This window comes from Curtobacterium sp. MCLR17_043, assembly GCF_003224215.1.
Taxonomy (GTDB): Bacteria; Actinomycetota; Actinomycetes; order Actinomycetales; family Microbacteriaceae; genus Curtobacterium; species Curtobacterium flaccumfaciens.
Window position 1 is genome coordinate 223,071 of sequence record NZ_QKLH01000004.1, and the last position, 14,757, is coordinate 237,827.

Below are 14,757 nucleotides of genomic sequence, written 5' to 3' on the forward strand. Positions count from 1 at the left end.
GCCTGGAGGCACGGGTCGGGTCCGACGGAAAGCCCAGGTCAGCAGGTGATCACGCGGCGTGTCGGGGGACGTCGGAAAAGGTCCCCTGGCGGTCCGGTGGGAGTTCGGTCACGGCCCGGTAACGAACCGGGCTCCGTTTCGAACAGGGGTACGAAGAGGGTGCCGTCGGGGGACGTCGTGCGACACGGAGAATTAACCTTCGATGGCTGCTCAGGTCGGGTCCGTCCGTGGACGCTCGGGCGTGTCGCGAGGTGCTCGGCGCTGCATCGGTGGCGGGTCAGGTGCTGCGCCGGCGGCAGGTCAGGCGCTGCGTCGGCGGCGGGTCAGGCGCCGTAGAACTCGCGCTCGAACACCTGTCGTGCGCGCCGCGTGACGCCGAGGTAGTCGTCCTCGAGGCGGCTCGCGGAGCCCGGCGGGTACTCCATCAGGCGGGCGACGCCCTCGAGCTGGACGCGGTCGACGGGCAGCACGTCGGTGGTCTTCCCCGACCACAGCACGAGGGCACTGCGGGTGCGCGACGCGAAGCGCCAGGCGGCCCCGAGTCGCTCGCCGTCCTCGGCGCCGACGAGTCCGGCGTCGACCGCGGCGTCGAGCGCCTCGAGCGTCGACGTGGTCCGGAGCGACGGGATCTCGAGCGCGTGCTGCAGCTGCAGGAGCTGCACGAACCACTCGACGTCGCTGAGGGACCCGCGGCCGAGCTTGAGGTGTCGGGCCGGGTCCGCGCCGCGGGGCAGCCGCTCCGACTCGACGCGGGCCTTGATGCGGCGGACTTCACGCACCTGGTGGTCGTCGATCCGCTCCGGGTACCGGGTGCGGTCGGCAAGGTGCTCGAAGTCACGCAGGAGCTGTGCGTCGCCGACGGCCCCGCGGGCGCGGAGGAGCGCCTGCGCCTCCCACGTGAGCGACCAGCGGGCGTAGTAGGCGCCGTAGGACTCGAGCGTCCGCACCACGGGACCGTTCTTGCCCTCGGGGCGCAGGTCGATGTCGAGGTCGAGCGGGTGGATCGTGTCCTCGGTCAGGCGGTTGAGCTCGCGCACGATGGTCTGGGCGGTCCGGGACGCGACCTCGGGCGCCAGGTCGGGGGCCCGGTACACGTACAGCACGTCGGCGTCCGACCCGAAGCCGAGCTCCCGCCCGCCGTACCGGCCCATCGCGATGATGCCGAACTCGAAGCCCTCGGGCGCGTCCCGGCGGGCGAGCGCGAGGGCACCGGCGAGGGTGGCCTCGGTGACGTCGCTCAGGGCCGGGCCGAGCCCGTCGACGTCGAGGGAGCCGAGCACGGCGGCCATGCCGAGCCGCAGGGTCTCCCGACGTCGGGCCGACCGGAGCAGGGCCGCGGAGCCGTCGACGTCGTTGCCGTGCCGGGCGGTCGTCGCGGTCATCTCGGCGAGCAGGGAGTCGATCGGCCGCGGACGCAGGAGCGACTCGGGTTCGTCGAGCCAGGCGACCGCCTCGGGGAACCGCTCGAGCAGCCCGGACAGGAACGCCGACTCGGACAGCACGGTGGTGAGCGAGTGTGCGGCGCCGGACGAGTCGCGCAGCATGCGGAGGAACCAGCTCGACTCCCCCAGCCCGTCGCTCAACCGCCGGAAGGCCAGCAGCGCACGGTCCGGCGCCGGCCCCTCGGCCATCCAGCGCAGGAGCACCGGGAGCAGGTTCCGCTGGATCGCCGCGCGTCGGCTCGTGCCCTGCGTGAGGGCGCGGATGTGGCCGACGGCTCCGGCGGGGTCGACGAACCCGACACCGGCGAGCCGGTCGACGACCTGGTCGTTGGTCAGGACGATCTCGTCCTCGGTGGAGGCCACCGCGGACAGCAGCGGTCGGTAGAACAGCCGCTCGTGCAGCCCGCGGACCTCGAGCTTCACGGCGCGCCAGCGGGCCTCGAGCGCCGGCGCCGACGCCGCGACGCCGCTCGACCGGGCGAGCACCCGCAGCTCCTCTTCGTCGGAGGGCATGAGGTGCGTCCGCTGCAGGCGCCGGAGCTGGATGCGGTGCTCGAGCACCCGGAGCAGCGCGTAGTCCGGGCCGAACCGAGCGGCCTCGGCACGGCCGACGTACCCGGCGTCGGTCAGGGCGTCCATCGCCTCGAGCGTCGACCGGACCCGCACGGACGGGTCGTCACGGCCGTGCACGAGCTGCAGGAGCTGCACGGTGAACTCGACGTCCCGCAGGCCTCCGGGGCCGAGCTTGAGCTGCCGGTCGACGTCGGCGTCGGGGATGTGCTCGGTCACCCGCTCGCGCATGCGCTGCACCGACTCGACGAACCCCGGCCGGGTGGACGAGTTCCACACGAACGACGCGACGGCCTCGGCGTACCGGGCACCCAGGTCGGCGGATCCGGCGATCGGGCGGGCCTTGAGCAGCGCCTGGAACTCCCACCCCTTTGCCCAGCGCTCGTAGTACGCCACGTGCGAGTCGAGGGTGCGGACGAGTGCGCCGTCCTTGCCCTCGGGCCGGAGGTTCGCGTCGACCTCCCACAGGGCGGGTTCGGCGGCGAGGTCGGTGATCGCGTGCATGGCGGCGATCGCGATGCGGGTGGAGACGAGGACGGCCCGGTCGGTGGAGACGTCGTCGGTGGGCTCCGTGACGAAGATGACGTCGACGTCGCTGACGTAGTTGAGCTCGCGTGCACCGGCCTTGCCCATTGCGATCACCGCGAGCGGGGTCGCCGCGACGTCGGCCGCCGGGAACGGCACCTCGCGCCGGGCGATGTCGACGGCGGCGTCGAGGGTGGCGCCCGCCAGGTCGGCGAGTCCCGCCGCGACGGCCGGGAAGGCATCGGTCGGCACGGCGTGCAGCACGTCGAACAGGGCGATCTGGGCCAGGTGCCGGCGGTAGCGCACCCGCAGGCGCATCCGGGCGTCCTCACCCGTGGCACCGTCGACGGCCTCGGTCAGCGACGCCGTGTACCGCTCCTGCGACCACGGTTCGCCGACCGGTTCGAGCAGCAGAGCCAGCTCGGCGGGACGCCGGTGCAGGAACTCCCCGAGACCGATCGAGGCGCCGAGCAGGCGGATCAGGCGCTCGGTCGCCGCGTCGTCCGTCAGGACGGGGCGGAGCTCGTCCGGCGCGCGCTCGAGCAGCCGCTCGAGCATCCGCAGGGCACCGTCCGGATCAGCGGTGCCGCCCCAGAGCGCGGCAGACCCGGCGACCGGCAGCGGCACGTCGGGGCCGAACCGGGCCTCCAGGTCGGCAGCCCGCTCGAGGCTCTCCGACAGCTCGGCGAACCCCAGACGGGCCAGCTCCGAACGTGACGTCGTCGTCCGACCGGTCATGTGGAACGTGCTCCCGAGGGGTCAGGGCGCTCGGTTCTAGAGCGCGCCGAGGTTGGTGTCGAGCTCGAACGGGGTGACCTGGTCGCGGTAGCGCTTCCACTCCTGCCGCTTGTTGAGCAGCACGAAGTTGAACACCTGCTCGCCGAGGGTCTCGGCCACCAGCTCGGAGTCCTCCATGAGGCTCAGCGCGTGGTCGAGGCTCGCGGGCAGCTGGCTGTAGCCCAGGGCCCGGCGCTCCGAGTCGCTGAGGCTCCAGACGTTGTCCTCGGCCTCGGCGGGGAGCTCGTACTCTTCCTCGATGCCCTTGAGGCCGGCGGCGAGCAGCAGCGAGTACGCCAGGTACGGGTTCGCCGCCGAGTCGATGCCGCGGTACTCGATGCGCGAAGACTGGCCCTTGTTCGGCTTGTAGAGCGGCACGCGCACCAGGGCCGAGCGGTTGTTGTGGCCCCAGGTGACGAAGGACGGGGCCTCGTCGCCGCCCCAGAGCCGCTTGTACGAGTTGACGAACTGGTTCGTCACCGCGGTGATCTCCGGCGCGTGCTTGAGCACGCCGGCGATGAAGTGCTTGGCGGTCTGCGACAGCTGGTACTGGCCGCCGGCCTCGTAGAAGGCGTTCTGGTCACCCTCGAACAGCGAGACGTGGGTGTGCATGCCGGAACCGGGCTGGCCGGAGATCGGCTTCGGCATGAACGTCGCGTAGACGCCCTGCTCGATCGCCACTTCCTTCACCACGGTGCGGAAGGTCATGATGTTGTCCGCCATCGTCAGTGCGTCGGCGTAGCGGAGGTCGATCTCGTTCTGCCCGGGGCCGGCCTCGTGGTGCGAGAACTCGACCGAGATGCCGAGGTCCTCGAGCATCCGGACCGACCGGCGGCGGAAGTCGTGCGCGCTGCCGCCGGGGACGTTGTCGAAGTAGCCGGCCTGGTCGACGGGCTGCGGGCCGCCGTCCTTCCACTCGCGGCTCTTCAGCAGGTAGAACTCGATCTCGGGGTGCGTGTAGAACGTGAACCCGCGATCGCTCGCACGCGCCAGGGTGCGCTTCAGCACGTTGCGGGGGTCGGCCACGGCGGGCTGCCCGTCCGGCGTCGTGATGTCGCAGAACATCCGCGCGGTGGGGTCGATCTCGCCGCGCCACGGCAGGATCTGGAAGGTCGAGGGGTCCGGGTGTGCCAGGACGTCGGCCTCGTAGGAACGGGTGAGGCCCTCGATCGCGGAGCCGTCGAACCCGATGCCCTCGGCGAACGCGCCCTCGACCTCGGCCGGGGCGATCGCCACCGACTTCAGCGTCCCGATGACGTCCGTGAACCAGAGTCGGATGAACTTGATGCCGCGCTCCTCGATGGTGCGGAGCACGAAGTCCGTCTGCTTGTCCATGCACGACCTTTCCGTGTATCGGGTGGCCGCTGGCGGGCCTCGTCCCAGGCTAGTGGTCCGGCGGTGTGCGCGGGGCCGTGCGACGCGCCGTCACCGGGGCGTCGGCGGGGCGCCGGCCGGGGTGCTCAGCGGTCCTCAGCGTCCCACTTGTCGTTGTTCGCGGCGATGCGGTCGAGCGCGTGCTGCGCCTCCTCGCGCGTCGCGAACGGGCCGATCCGGTCTCGCTGCGGGGACTGCGGGCCCTGCTCGACCTGGCCGGTCTTGTCGTTGAACCACCACTGGGACTCGATGCGTTCTTCGCTCATGCCGCCCACCGTACCCACGCAACCGCCTGGAGGCCCGGTGCCGGTCCGGCGGACCGGCACCGGGCCTCCAGGCAGTCACGTCCACCCCGTCGGGCCGCACCGTGGGGCGGTTGCGCTCGACGCGTCGGGCGGTTGCGCTCGGCGCGTCGGGCTGCGCCCTGGGGCGGTTGCGCTCGGCGCGTCGCGCCGCGGCTAGAGTGGTCCGCATGCCCCGGGACGAACACGGACACCTGACCGCCGGCCGCATCTCCCCGCACCGCGCCGTCCCGAAGGACATCGAGCGTCCGGAGTACGTCGGGAAGGTCGAGCCCCACGAGCACGGCCTCGGTGACACCTACACGCCGGACGAGGTCGAGCGCATCCGAGTCGCCGGACGCATCGCATCGCAGGCCATCGACGCCGTCGGCGAAGCCATCCGCCCCGGTGTGACCACCGACGAGCTGGACCGGATCGGGCACGAGTTCGTCGTCGCGCACGGTGCCTACCCCTCCACGCTCGGGTACCGCGGCTACCCGAAGTCGCTCTGCTCGAGCCTCAACGAGGTCATCTGCCACGGCATCCCCGACGACACCGTCCTGCAGGAGGGCGACCTCGTCAACATCGACATCACCGCCTACATGGACGGCATGCACGGCGACACGAACCGCACGTTCGTCGTCGGACAGGCCGCGCCCGAGGTGTCGGACCTGGTGACCCGGACCGAAGAGGCACTGCGTCGCGGCATCAAGGCCGTCGCCCCGGGCCGGCAGGTCAACGTGATCGGCCGCGCGATCGAGGCGTACGCGAAGCGCTTCGGCTACGGCGTCGTCCGCGACTACACCGGACACGGCGTCGGTCGGGCGTTCCACTCCGGCCTGATCATCCCCCACTACGACGCACCGCAGTACGACACGGTGATCGAACCCGGCATGGTGTTCACCATCGAACCCATGCTCACGCTCGGCGGCATCGAGGCCGACATCTGGTCCGACGACTGGACGGTCTCGACCCGTGACAAGTCGTGGACCGCGCAGTTCGAGCACACCCTCGTCGTCACCGAACGCGGCGCGGAGCTCCTCACCGTCTCCTGACCGGACACCTCCGGCAGGCAACCGAAAGGCACGACAACCTCATGACCTCCCTCGCAGTCGGCGTCGACATCGGTGGTACGGGCATCAAGGGCGCGATCGTCGACGTCGCGTCCGGCGCCCTCACCACGGACCGCATCAAGAAGGCCACGCCCGAGGGCGGGAAGCCCCAGGACATCACGGCGGTGGTCAAGGAGATCATCGGCGAGCTCGCCCCCGGTGACGACGTGCCCGTCGGGGTCTGCTTCCCGGCGATCGTGCGGGACGGCAAGACGATGTCCGCCGCGAACGTGTCGAAGAAGTGGATCGGCTTCGAGGCCGAGGCGCTGTTCGAGAAGGAACTCGGCCGCTCCATCCACTTCGTCAACGACGCCGACGCCGCCGGGTTCGCCGAGCAGCAGTTCGGTGCGGCCAAGGGCAAGGACGGCCTGGTCATCGTGACGACGCTCGGCACCGGCATCGGCACCGCGCTCATCAACGACGGCGTGCTCATCGTCAACTCGGAGCTCGGGCACCTGGAGATCGAGGGGCACGACGCCGAGTCGCGCGCCTCGTTCGCCGCCAAGGAGCGCGACGACCTGTCGTGGAAGCACTGGGCGAAGCGCCTGCAGAAGTACTACTCGACGCTCGAAGCCCTGCTCTCCCCCGAGCTCTTCGTCGTCGGCGGCGGGGTCTCGAAGCAGTACGAGGAGTTCCTCCCGCTGCTCGACCTGCAGGCGGACATCATCCCCGCGACGCTCCGCAACAACGCCGGCATCATCGGTGCCGCGACCCTGGCGGCGCGCAGCGTCTAGTCCTGGTCGCGCGTACCTGGTCGGGGGCGTACCTGATCGCGCGCGTACCTGGTCGAATCGGGCGTACCCGGTCGGAACTTCCGACCAGGTACGCCCGTTCTCATCAGGTACCCGTGTGCGTGGGGCTCCCCTCGCATCGGGCACCGCGGAGCCGGGTAGACTCGATCCAGCGAATGGGTCGGTGAGACGGTCGCGTCGCTCCCCCGGGAGCGCCGAGGAACGTCCGGGCTCCACAGAGCAGGGCGGTGGGTAACACCCACCCGGAGCAATCCGCGAGACAGTGCCACAGAAAGCAGACCGCCGGCGGCAACGTCGGTAAGGGTGAAACGGTGGTGTAAGAGACCACCAGGGGTCCGGGTGACCGGATCCGCTCGGTAAACCTCGCCCGGAGCAAGGTCAGACAGAGGACGTTGAGGCTGCTCGCCGAGTCCTCGGGTAGACCGCTGGAGGCCGACGGCAACGTCGGTCCGAGAGAGATGGCCGTCACCGCCGTGCAAGCGGCGGGACAGAACCCGGCGTACGGCCGGCCCATTCGCCCCTCCTCCGTGCCGCGTCGGTCCGCGCGGACGTCGCGCGCGGCGCGCACGCGACGCGTTGCGACCAGCCCACGACGGACGGGAGGCGCGGTGCGGCGCCGCCACGGGCCTCCCGTCTGGCGGCGCAGGCGGCGCGCACGGTCACGACTCCCCGCTCAGGTTCGCCGAGTGGTCACCAACCGTCGGCCGGCACGACCGCAGCCGACAGGTCGTGACCGCACGGCGGCACGCACGCGACGCGTTGCGACCAGCCCACGAACGGACAGGAGGCGCGGTGCCAGCTGGCACCGCGCCTCCGCCACGGACGTCGCTCGCGTCTACAGCCCGGACTCGGCCGTCCGCACCAGGATCGCGTCGCTGTCGGGGCACAGCACCACGTCGTCGGGCGCAGCCCGGCGGATGGTCTGCAGGTCGGAGTTGTTGAGCGCCACGCCCGAGGCCGTCGACACGCCGCCCTGCAGCAGCGAGGCGCCGAAGCCGTAGCGCGCACGCTGCCGGTCGTACAGGGCGAGCAACTCGGCCGGCACCTTGGCGGCGACGTCGGCGCGGGCCTGCTCGGCGGACTCGCGGTCGGCCGTGAGCCGGGCGATCTCCGCGTCGCGCTCGGCGACCAGACCACCGCGGGCGGCCTCGACGTCGGCGAGCTTGGCCTCGATGTCACCGACCCGGGCGCGGAGGCCGTCGAGGTTCTCCATGATCTCGAGCTCGGCGGTCTCGAGGCCGCCGATGCGCCGCTGCAGCGAGTCGAGCTCGCTCTGCAGTCCAGCGGCGTCCTTCGCGTTCGCGACGTTCTGCAGCATCGTGGTGTCGCGTTCGACACGGGCCTGTGCCACAGCGGTGTCGGACTCCAGGCGGGCGAGGTCGCGCTCGGCGTCCTCGACCTCGCCGGTGGCGGCGACGAGTTCGCTCCGGAGCGCCGCGGCCTGCTTGCTCAGCTCGGTCAGCTGGTCGCCCTTCTGCAACGACGTGATGCGGTGCGCGATGCGGGTGACGTCGTTGTCGAGACGCTGGACGTCGAGGAGGATGACCTGGTCCTCGGGTGCTGCCTTCATGGTCAGGCTCCTTCTGTGGGGGTGGTGGGTTCGGCGGCCGGCAGGACGGCGAAGTCCCACGGGTCGGTGCGGAGGTCGCTCACGGTGACACGGACCCCGGCCCGGGTGCGCAGCTGCTCCGCGGCGACGTCGAGCCAGAGCCACTCGGTGGCCCAGTGCGAGGTGTCGATGAGCGCCGGCCCGCTGCCGAGCAGCGCCTGTTCGCGGAACTCCGAGGCCGGGTGGTGCCGCAGGTCGCTCGTGATGTAGACGTCGGCGCCGAGCACGGCGGGGTGGCCGAGCAGCGAGTCGCCGGCACCCGCACAGAGCGCCACGGTGCGGACGGGCTGGTCGAAGTCACCGGAGACGCGGACCCCGGTGGCCGTGGGCGGCAGCAGGTCGACGAGCTTCCGGGCGAGGGCGCCGAGGGTCGTCCCCTCGGGCAGCACCCCGACTCGGCCGATGCCCGTGTCGGGGTCGGCTCCGGCGTCGAGCGGTCGCTGCTCGGTGAGCCCGAGTCGGTCGGCGAGGACGGCCGAGGTGCCGGTCGTCACGACGTCGGCGTTGGTGTGCGCCGCGAGCAGGGCGCTGCCGCCACGCACGAGGGTCGCGAGGACGCTGCCCTTGTAGGTCGACTCGGCGATCGTCGTCACCCCACGGAGCAGCAGCGGGTGGTGCGTGAGCAGGAGCCCGGCACCGTTTTCGACGGCTTCCCGTGCGGTGGCGGGGACCGCATCGACGGCGAGGTGCACGTGCTCGACGGTGGCGGCCGGATCGCCCGCGACGAGTCCGACGGAGTCCCACGACTCGGCACCGGCGGCGGGCCACAGGTCCTCGATCACGGCCTGGAGTTCGCGGAGCGTCGGCATCCCGTCAGTCTACCGAGGCGACCGCCCCGCACGGGGCAGCCGGTCCGTGTGGGGTGATCCGGGCCTCCAGGCAGTACAGCCGGAAGCGGTGTGACCGGAAGCGCTGCAGCCGACCGCACCGCGGCCGCGGGTCGTCAGCGACGACCGAGCAGGCCGAGCAGCCGGTCGACGAATCGCGACCACCAGCCGGCCGGGGCCGGCGCTGCTGCCGTGGCGGAGTCGGTGTCGGCTTCCGTCGCGTCCACGACGGGTGCCGGGACGACGGGGGCGGCGACGGCGTCCGGCAGGACGACCGGCGTGCTCGCGGTGACGCCCTGGTGCGCGGTGAGCGCGGCGGCGAAGGCCGCGCGGTCGATGACCGTCGGCCCGGTGGCGGGCAGGACGAGCGGGGTGGGTCGGGTGGCCGCGGACACCGGGGACACGGCCGGGAGGCCCAGCACCGGTCGGACGGGTTCGTCGCGTTCCGGGGTGACGAGTGCCACCACCGGCGCGGCTTCCGCGGTGGGTGCGGCCTGCGCTGCTGCGGGGACGCTCGGTGCTGCGCGGGTCGGCACGGGTGCCGGCCGGGTGACGAGCGCCACGGGCGCGGTCGCTGCGCGGCGGGCTGCGGCACGGTCGCGGCGGTCCGCCTCGGCGGCGGCGTCGGTGAGCAGGTCGGCGAAGACGGTGTGGGCGAAGGCGCGGGCGGCCGTCACCTCGGGGTCCTCCGAGCCGGCGACGGTGGCCTCCCACGCGGCGAGGCGAGCGAGGTCCTCGTCACGGCGGCGGACCTCGTCCTCGAGCAGGACGATGCGCTCGATGCTGCTGCGGCCCGTGGACGACGACACCTCGACCGCGAGGTCCTCGATGCGCAGGGCCAGACGCTCCGGCGGCTCCGGGAACGACGGGGCGCAGACGGCGGCGTGGCGGGCGCGGTCGCGGCGGAACGCGGGGGCGGCGACGGGTGCCGGGGCGGCCGACTGGTCGGCGGTCGTCGCGTCGGCGGTTGCTTCGGCGGCCGCGGTGGTGGTGCTGCTCGCGGCGTGTCCGGGGCGCTGCACGGGGCCGGTGACGGGCGGGACGACGAGGTCCGGCACGTAGGGGGCACGGGTCGCCGGTGCGTCGCGGAGCCACTCCTCGAGCTCGCGGCCGAACGGGTCCACGAGCGGGGTGCGTGCGCCGGACTGGGTCTCCATGTTCGAAGGATAAATATCGCGCGGGCCGAAACGCGGGACATCCGCGGTGTGTCGCTGCACCGCCTGCCATATCGCGGCGGAGTTGAGCGGCGTGTCGCGCCCGTCGTCACCGAGGTGGGCGGAGGCCGTCCTCGAACGCCCGCAGCAGTTCCCGTCCCGCGGGCCAGGCACCGACGCCGCTCGCGACGTTCACGTGCCCGAGGGCACCGACGCGGACGACGTCCGCGCCCATTGCGTCGGCGAACACGAGCGCCCGGTCCGCGCTGCAGTACGGGTCGTCGTCGCTCACGACGAGGCGCGTCGGGACCTGCTGGGCCGAGGGCACCGGGCGCGGCGCCACGAAGCCCGAGGCCTCGGCCGGGAACGTGTCGCCGAGCGGGTCGGGCGGGGCGACGAGGAAGGCACCGGTGACGAGCGCGGGAGCGTCCGCCGTGGTGGCGAACCAGTCGGCGACGGCCAGGACGCCGAGGCTGTGGGCGATGAGGACCGGGGACTCCGGGCACGAGGCCACGGCCGTGGAGATCGCGGCGCGCCAGTCGTCCGGGTCCGGGTCGCTCCACGAGGTGGGGGCGATGCGGACGGCGGCGGGCTGCTGGGGGCGGTGGTCGTGCTGGATGTGCTCGTCGTGCTCGTCCTGCTGCTCCCGCTCCCAGACGGACTGCCAGTGGTCCTGGTCCGAGTTCCAGATGCCGGGGACGATCACCCACGGTAGCGCTCTGCTCACCGGGGCAGCGTAGCGAAGAAGCGAGGCACCGTTCCGGAGTGTGGCGCGCGGTGCACTGCCCGGCTCAGAGCTGCGGGACTGCGCCCCGGGGCTGCTGCAGCGTGTCGCGCGGGTACTGCCCGAAGCGGGACGCGTACGCCGCCGAGAACCGGCCGAGGTGCGCGAAGCCCCAGCGCAACGCCACGCTCGCCACCGTCAGGTCGCCCGCCGACGCGCGGCGGAGTTCCTCGTGCACGCGGTCCAGCCGGATCCCCCGCAGCAACGCGTTCGGCGCCGTTCCGACCTGCCGCTGGAACGCCTGCTGCAGCCCCCGGACGCTCAGGCCGACGTGCTCGGCGACGTCGGTCGTGGTCACGGGCGTGTGGGCGAAGGCGTGCATGAACTCCACGGCCTCGCGGACACGACCAGTGGCCCCCTGCGGCAGCGCGACGTCGGGGGCGATGGTCTCGTGCGGGAACGTGTCGAGGAACGCCAGCGCCGTCTCCCGCACGGTCTCGGCGAGGGCCAGCTCGGTCAGCGGCGCTGGGCCGAGCACGATCGCCGCGGCGCGCTGCACCCGGGCGTTCCAGGCGCGGAGGTCCTCGGGCCGGGGCGCTGCGGTGTGGTCGAACACCAGGGGGCCGGGCCGGGTGCCGTGCACCTCGGCGGCGACGCCCTCCAGGTACGTGCGGTCGAACTGCACGAGGCTCTGGCGGACGTCCTGCAGGTCGAACACGAAGGGACGCCGCGTCGGGAACACCCGTGGGGTCCCCGGTGCGAAGTCGACCTCCTGGCGACCGACGTCGACGCGGCCGCCGCCGTCCGACGTCCACATCACGACGTACTCGTCGGGGACCTCGACCTCGCCCTGCATCCGCCCGTCGAACCGGGTGGAGCGGAAGGTCATCGATCCGTCGCCCACGACCTGGAACCGGTACGCGAACGGACGATCGGTCCGGGACGCCGAGAACCCCGTGCTCTCGTAGGCCTCTTCGTACAGTTGCACGGCCGCGTCGAGTCCGGCGCCGGACGTCTCGAACCGGATCCGGGGATCAGGCTCGACAGTCATCGCGCGAATCGTGACACGGTATCCGGGAAACGCGACAATCGCCGACCCGTCATTGCGGTTTACGGCCCACGGAGTGCGCTGGGCGGACGACCGTTGCGACTCGGCCGATCGATGACGGCCGTGCTCCCGCTCAGTGCCGGGAGCGCAGCACCGTCCAGCGGTTCCGGTCGGCCACGCGTTCGTACCGCAGGTCGTCGACGACCATGCGGACGAGGGCGAGTCCGCGACCGCCCTCAGCGAAGTCGTCGGGCAGCACGGCGGCGTCGGGATCCACCGTCGCCGCGACCCCGTCGTCGGACAGCAGCGCCTGGAAGCGCTCGTCGCCGATCTCGAGCCGGAGCTCGCACGAGACACCGTCCGGGCGGGCGCCGTGCTCGATGACGTTCGAGGTGAGTTCGACCAGGGCGAGCTCGAGGGCCATCCGGTCCTCGGCGGTGACGGACGGCTCGTGCTGCCAGACGCCTGCGAGGAAGTCGTGCACGGCGGACACGTCGTCCGGGGGGCACGCCAGTGCGAGCATGTGCTCGGCGACGGGGGCGGTCATCACCAGTCGGTCACCGCGGCGTCCCCGTCGGGGTACGTCCGCAGGATCTTGTCGATGTTGGAGAGCTTGAGCACCATCTGGACCTGTTCTGACGGCGCCGCGATGCGGAGGTCGCCGCCGGCCTGGCGTGCGGTCTTCAAGCTGCCGACCAGGGCGCCGAGGCCGGAGGAGTCCATGAACTCGACCCCGGAGAGCTCGACCACGAGCCGCGAACGCCCGTTGCCGACGATCTGGGCGACGGTCTCGCGGAAGGTGGGCGCGGAGACCATGTTGAGCCGGCCGCTGCACTCCAGGACGGCGGTGTCGGTCTCCGCCTCGTGTACGACGATGTCCATCTCGGTGGGTCTCCTCAGATCGGTGCGCCTTGCAACCAGCAACCTACCGGCTCAGCCCCTCAGTTGTGGGACCGGTTTCGCCGCGTCGCCGTCACCTGGACCACCACGGCCGCGGCCATCAGCGCTGCCATCACCCCGCCCATCGCCAGTGCGGTGCCGCCGAGGGCTCCGGCGAGCGGGGTGCCGAGACCGCCGATGCCGAAGGTCAGCCCGCCCTGCAGGGCGGCCGCGGTCCCCGGGTGCGCCGCGCCGACGTGCTGGGTTCGGGTCATCGCCGCCGGCAGGACGAAGCCCCACGCGGCCGTCACGACCGCGAGGGCGCACCACACCGGCACGGGCCCGAGTCCGAGGAGCGCCGACACGAGCACGGCCGTGGCCCCGACCGTCCCGACGACCAGGCCCAGGGTCAGCAGGGCGTCCTCGCTGAACCGCCCGACGAGCCGGCCGAACAACAGCGTCGTGACGATCATCATCGACGCGTTCGTGGCGAAGACGAGCGTGTACAGCCCCTCGGAGAACCCGAACTCCGACTGGAACACGAACGAGCTCGTCGCGATGTAGGCGAAGAACCCCACCGTCGAGAGCACCCCGCTCAGCACGTAGGCCCGGAACCGCGGGATCGCCAGGAGCTCGCGGATCCGCTGCCCGTTCGCCGCGAACCCGACGCCACCACGACGCTCCGGCGGCAGGGTCTCGCGGAACCGCAGGACCACCGCCACGAAGAACACGGCACCGAGCACGGCCAGCACGACGAACATGAGCCGCCACGTGCCGACCGTGAGCACCGCTCCCCCGGCCAGCGGGGCCACCACCGGCCCGATCGCGTTGATGGCCGCGAGCGTGCCGAACACCTTCGCCATCCGGGTGCCGCTCGTCACGTCGGACACCATCGCCCGACCGGCCACGGCACCCGCGGCTCCGGCGAGTCCCTGGGCGACGCGGGCCACCACCAGCGTCACGACGTCGGGGGCGAGCGCGCAGCCGACCGACGCGAGGGCGAACAGGGCGGTCCCGACGACGAGCATCGGCCGACGACCGATCCCGTCGCTCACCGGTCCGACGAGCAGCTGGCCGACCGCGAAGGCCACGAGGAACGCCGTGAGTGACAGCTGCACGGCGCCGGGCGTGGTGCCGAGGTCGCGTGCGATGGCCGGGAGTGCGGGGATGTACATGTCCGTCGCGAACGGCGAGACCCCGACGATGAGCGCCAGCGGCACGATCGGGGGCAGCACGGTCGTCGTCGGTCCCAGGCTGCGCTCCGTCGTCACCTCCGACACGCTACGCGTCCCCGAATCGATTCGACGGACACTTCGTGAGCAGCAACGGTCGGTTCGCGGTGCCGGAGGCGACCGTTCCTGCTCACGAAGTGCGGGCCCGCGACGTGCGCGCGGACGGACAGGAGGCCCGGTGCCAGCTGGCACCGGGCCTCCCGTCCGGCGCCGCGAGCGGTCACGACACCCCGCTCACGTCCGCCGAGTGGTCGCGTTCCGTCGCCCGGCGACGGCGCAGCCGACGCTTCGTGACCACTCGGCAGGCGCCACCCGACGTGTCCTGACCGCTCGGGCCGACCGACGGCGCGAGGCGCGAGCGGTCACGACACCCCGCTCACGTCCGCCGAGCGGTCGTGTTCCGTCGCTCGGCGACGGCGCAGCCGACGCCTCGTGACCGCCCGGCCGGGGC

13 protein-coding genes and 1 other RNA gene are annotated in these 14,757 nt (G+C 72.4%); 3 read left to right on the forward strand and 11 right to left on the reverse strand.

Going from position 1 to position 14,757, the window contains the following annotated elements; genetic code table 11:
- Positions 1-323: 323 nt before the first annotated feature.
- The 3 genes from DEJ03_RS05870 to DEJ03_RS05880 form a co-directional block, all read right to left on the reverse strand.
- Positions 324-3,275 (reverse strand): bifunctional [glutamine synthetase] adenylyltransferase/[glutamine synthetase]-adenylyl-L-tyrosine phosphorylase, encoded by a 2,952-nt coding sequence (locus tag DEJ03_RS05870; RefSeq protein ID WP_110863862.1) that lies wholly within the window; start codon positions 3,273-3,275, stop codon positions 324-326.
- A 36-nt stretch (positions 3,276-3,311) separates the two neighbouring features.
- On the reverse strand, positions 3,312-4,649 hold the full coding sequence (gene glnA, locus DEJ03_RS05875) for a type I glutamate--ammonia ligase (protein WP_027465449.1): 1,338 nt from the start codon (positions 4,647-4,649) through the stop codon (positions 3,312-3,314).
- A 125-nt stretch (positions 4,650-4,774) separates the two neighbouring features.
- Positions 4,775-4,954: an SPOR domain-containing protein gene (locus tag DEJ03_RS05880; protein WP_110863935.1), complete on the reverse strand. Its 180-nt coding sequence runs from the start codon at positions 4,952-4,954 to the stop codon at positions 4,775-4,777.
- Between the two features lie 206 nt (positions 4,955-5,160).
- Here DEJ03_RS05880 and map point away from each other — a divergent pair, with 206 nt between their 5' ends.
- The 3 genes from map (at position 5,161) to rnpB (ending at position 7,350) form a co-directional block, all read left to right on the forward strand.
- A complete protein-coding gene (gene map, locus DEJ03_RS05885; RefSeq protein ID WP_110863863.1) occupies positions 5,161-6,024 on the forward strand; it encodes a type I methionyl aminopeptidase in 864 nt (287 codons plus the stop codon).
- 41 nt (positions 6,025-6,065) lie between these two features.
- The gene (gene ppgK / locus DEJ03_RS05890; RefSeq protein ID WP_027465446.1) at positions 6,066-6,815 is read left to right on the forward strand and encodes a polyphosphate--glucose phosphotransferase; all 750 of its coding nucleotides are present in this window, start codon (positions 6,066-6,068) and stop codon (positions 6,813-6,815) included.
- Positions 6,816-6,989: 174 nt separating this feature from the next.
- An RNA gene (gene rnpB / locus DEJ03_RS05895) (RNase P RNA component class A) lies at positions 6,990-7,350 on the forward strand.
- A 318-nt stretch (positions 7,351-7,668) separates the two neighbouring features.
- Here the strand turns inward: rnpB and DEJ03_RS05900 are convergent.
- The 8 genes from DEJ03_RS05900 to DEJ03_RS05935 all read right to left on the reverse strand — a co-directional run bounded on the left by DEJ03_RS05900 (position 7,669) and on the right by DEJ03_RS05935 (position 14,345).
- The gene (locus DEJ03_RS05900; protein ID WP_027465445.1) at positions 7,669-8,403 is read right to left on the reverse strand and encodes a zinc ribbon domain-containing protein; all 735 of its coding nucleotides are present in this window, start codon (positions 8,401-8,403) and stop codon (positions 7,669-7,671) included.
- A gap of 2 nt (positions 8,404-8,405) precedes the next feature.
- Positions 8,406-9,251, reverse strand: a complete 846-nt coding sequence (locus DEJ03_RS05905; protein WP_110863864.1) for a Nif3-like dinuclear metal center hexameric protein — start codon at positions 9,249-9,251, stop codon at positions 8,406-8,408.
- Between the two features lie 134 nt (positions 9,252-9,385).
- Positions 9,386-10,426: a hypothetical protein gene (locus DEJ03_RS05910; protein ID WP_110863865.1), complete on the reverse strand. Its 1,041-nt coding sequence runs from the start codon at positions 10,424-10,426 to the stop codon at positions 9,386-9,388.
- 106 nt (positions 10,427-10,532) lie between these two features.
- Positions 10,533-11,150 (reverse strand): alpha/beta hydrolase, encoded by a 618-nt coding sequence (locus DEJ03_RS05915; protein ID WP_110863866.1) that lies wholly within the window; start codon positions 11,148-11,150, stop codon positions 10,533-10,535.
- Positions 11,151-11,214: 64 nt separating this feature from the next.
- The gene (locus tag DEJ03_RS05920) at positions 11,215-12,198 is read right to left on the reverse strand and encodes an AraC family transcriptional regulator (protein ID WP_110863867.1); all 984 of its coding nucleotides are present in this window, start codon (positions 12,196-12,198) and stop codon (positions 11,215-11,217) included.
- Positions 12,199-12,328: 130 nt separating this feature from the next.
- The gene (locus DEJ03_RS05925; protein WP_110863868.1) at positions 12,329-12,742 is read right to left on the reverse strand and encodes an ATP-binding protein; all 414 of its coding nucleotides are present in this window, start codon (positions 12,740-12,742) and stop codon (positions 12,329-12,331) included.
- On the reverse strand, positions 12,742-13,077 hold the full coding sequence (locus tag DEJ03_RS05930) for an STAS domain-containing protein (RefSeq protein ID WP_017886068.1): 336 nt from the start codon (positions 13,075-13,077) through the stop codon (positions 12,742-12,744). The genes DEJ03_RS05925 and DEJ03_RS05930 overlap by 1 nt, the downstream gene beginning before the upstream one ends.
- A gap of 59 nt (positions 13,078-13,136) precedes the next feature.
- Complete coding sequence (locus DEJ03_RS05935) at positions 13,137-14,345, reverse strand: multidrug effflux MFS transporter (protein WP_258370585.1); 1,209 nt, start codon at positions 14,343-14,345, stop codon at positions 13,137-13,139.
- Positions 14,346-14,757 lie beyond the last annotated feature (412 nt).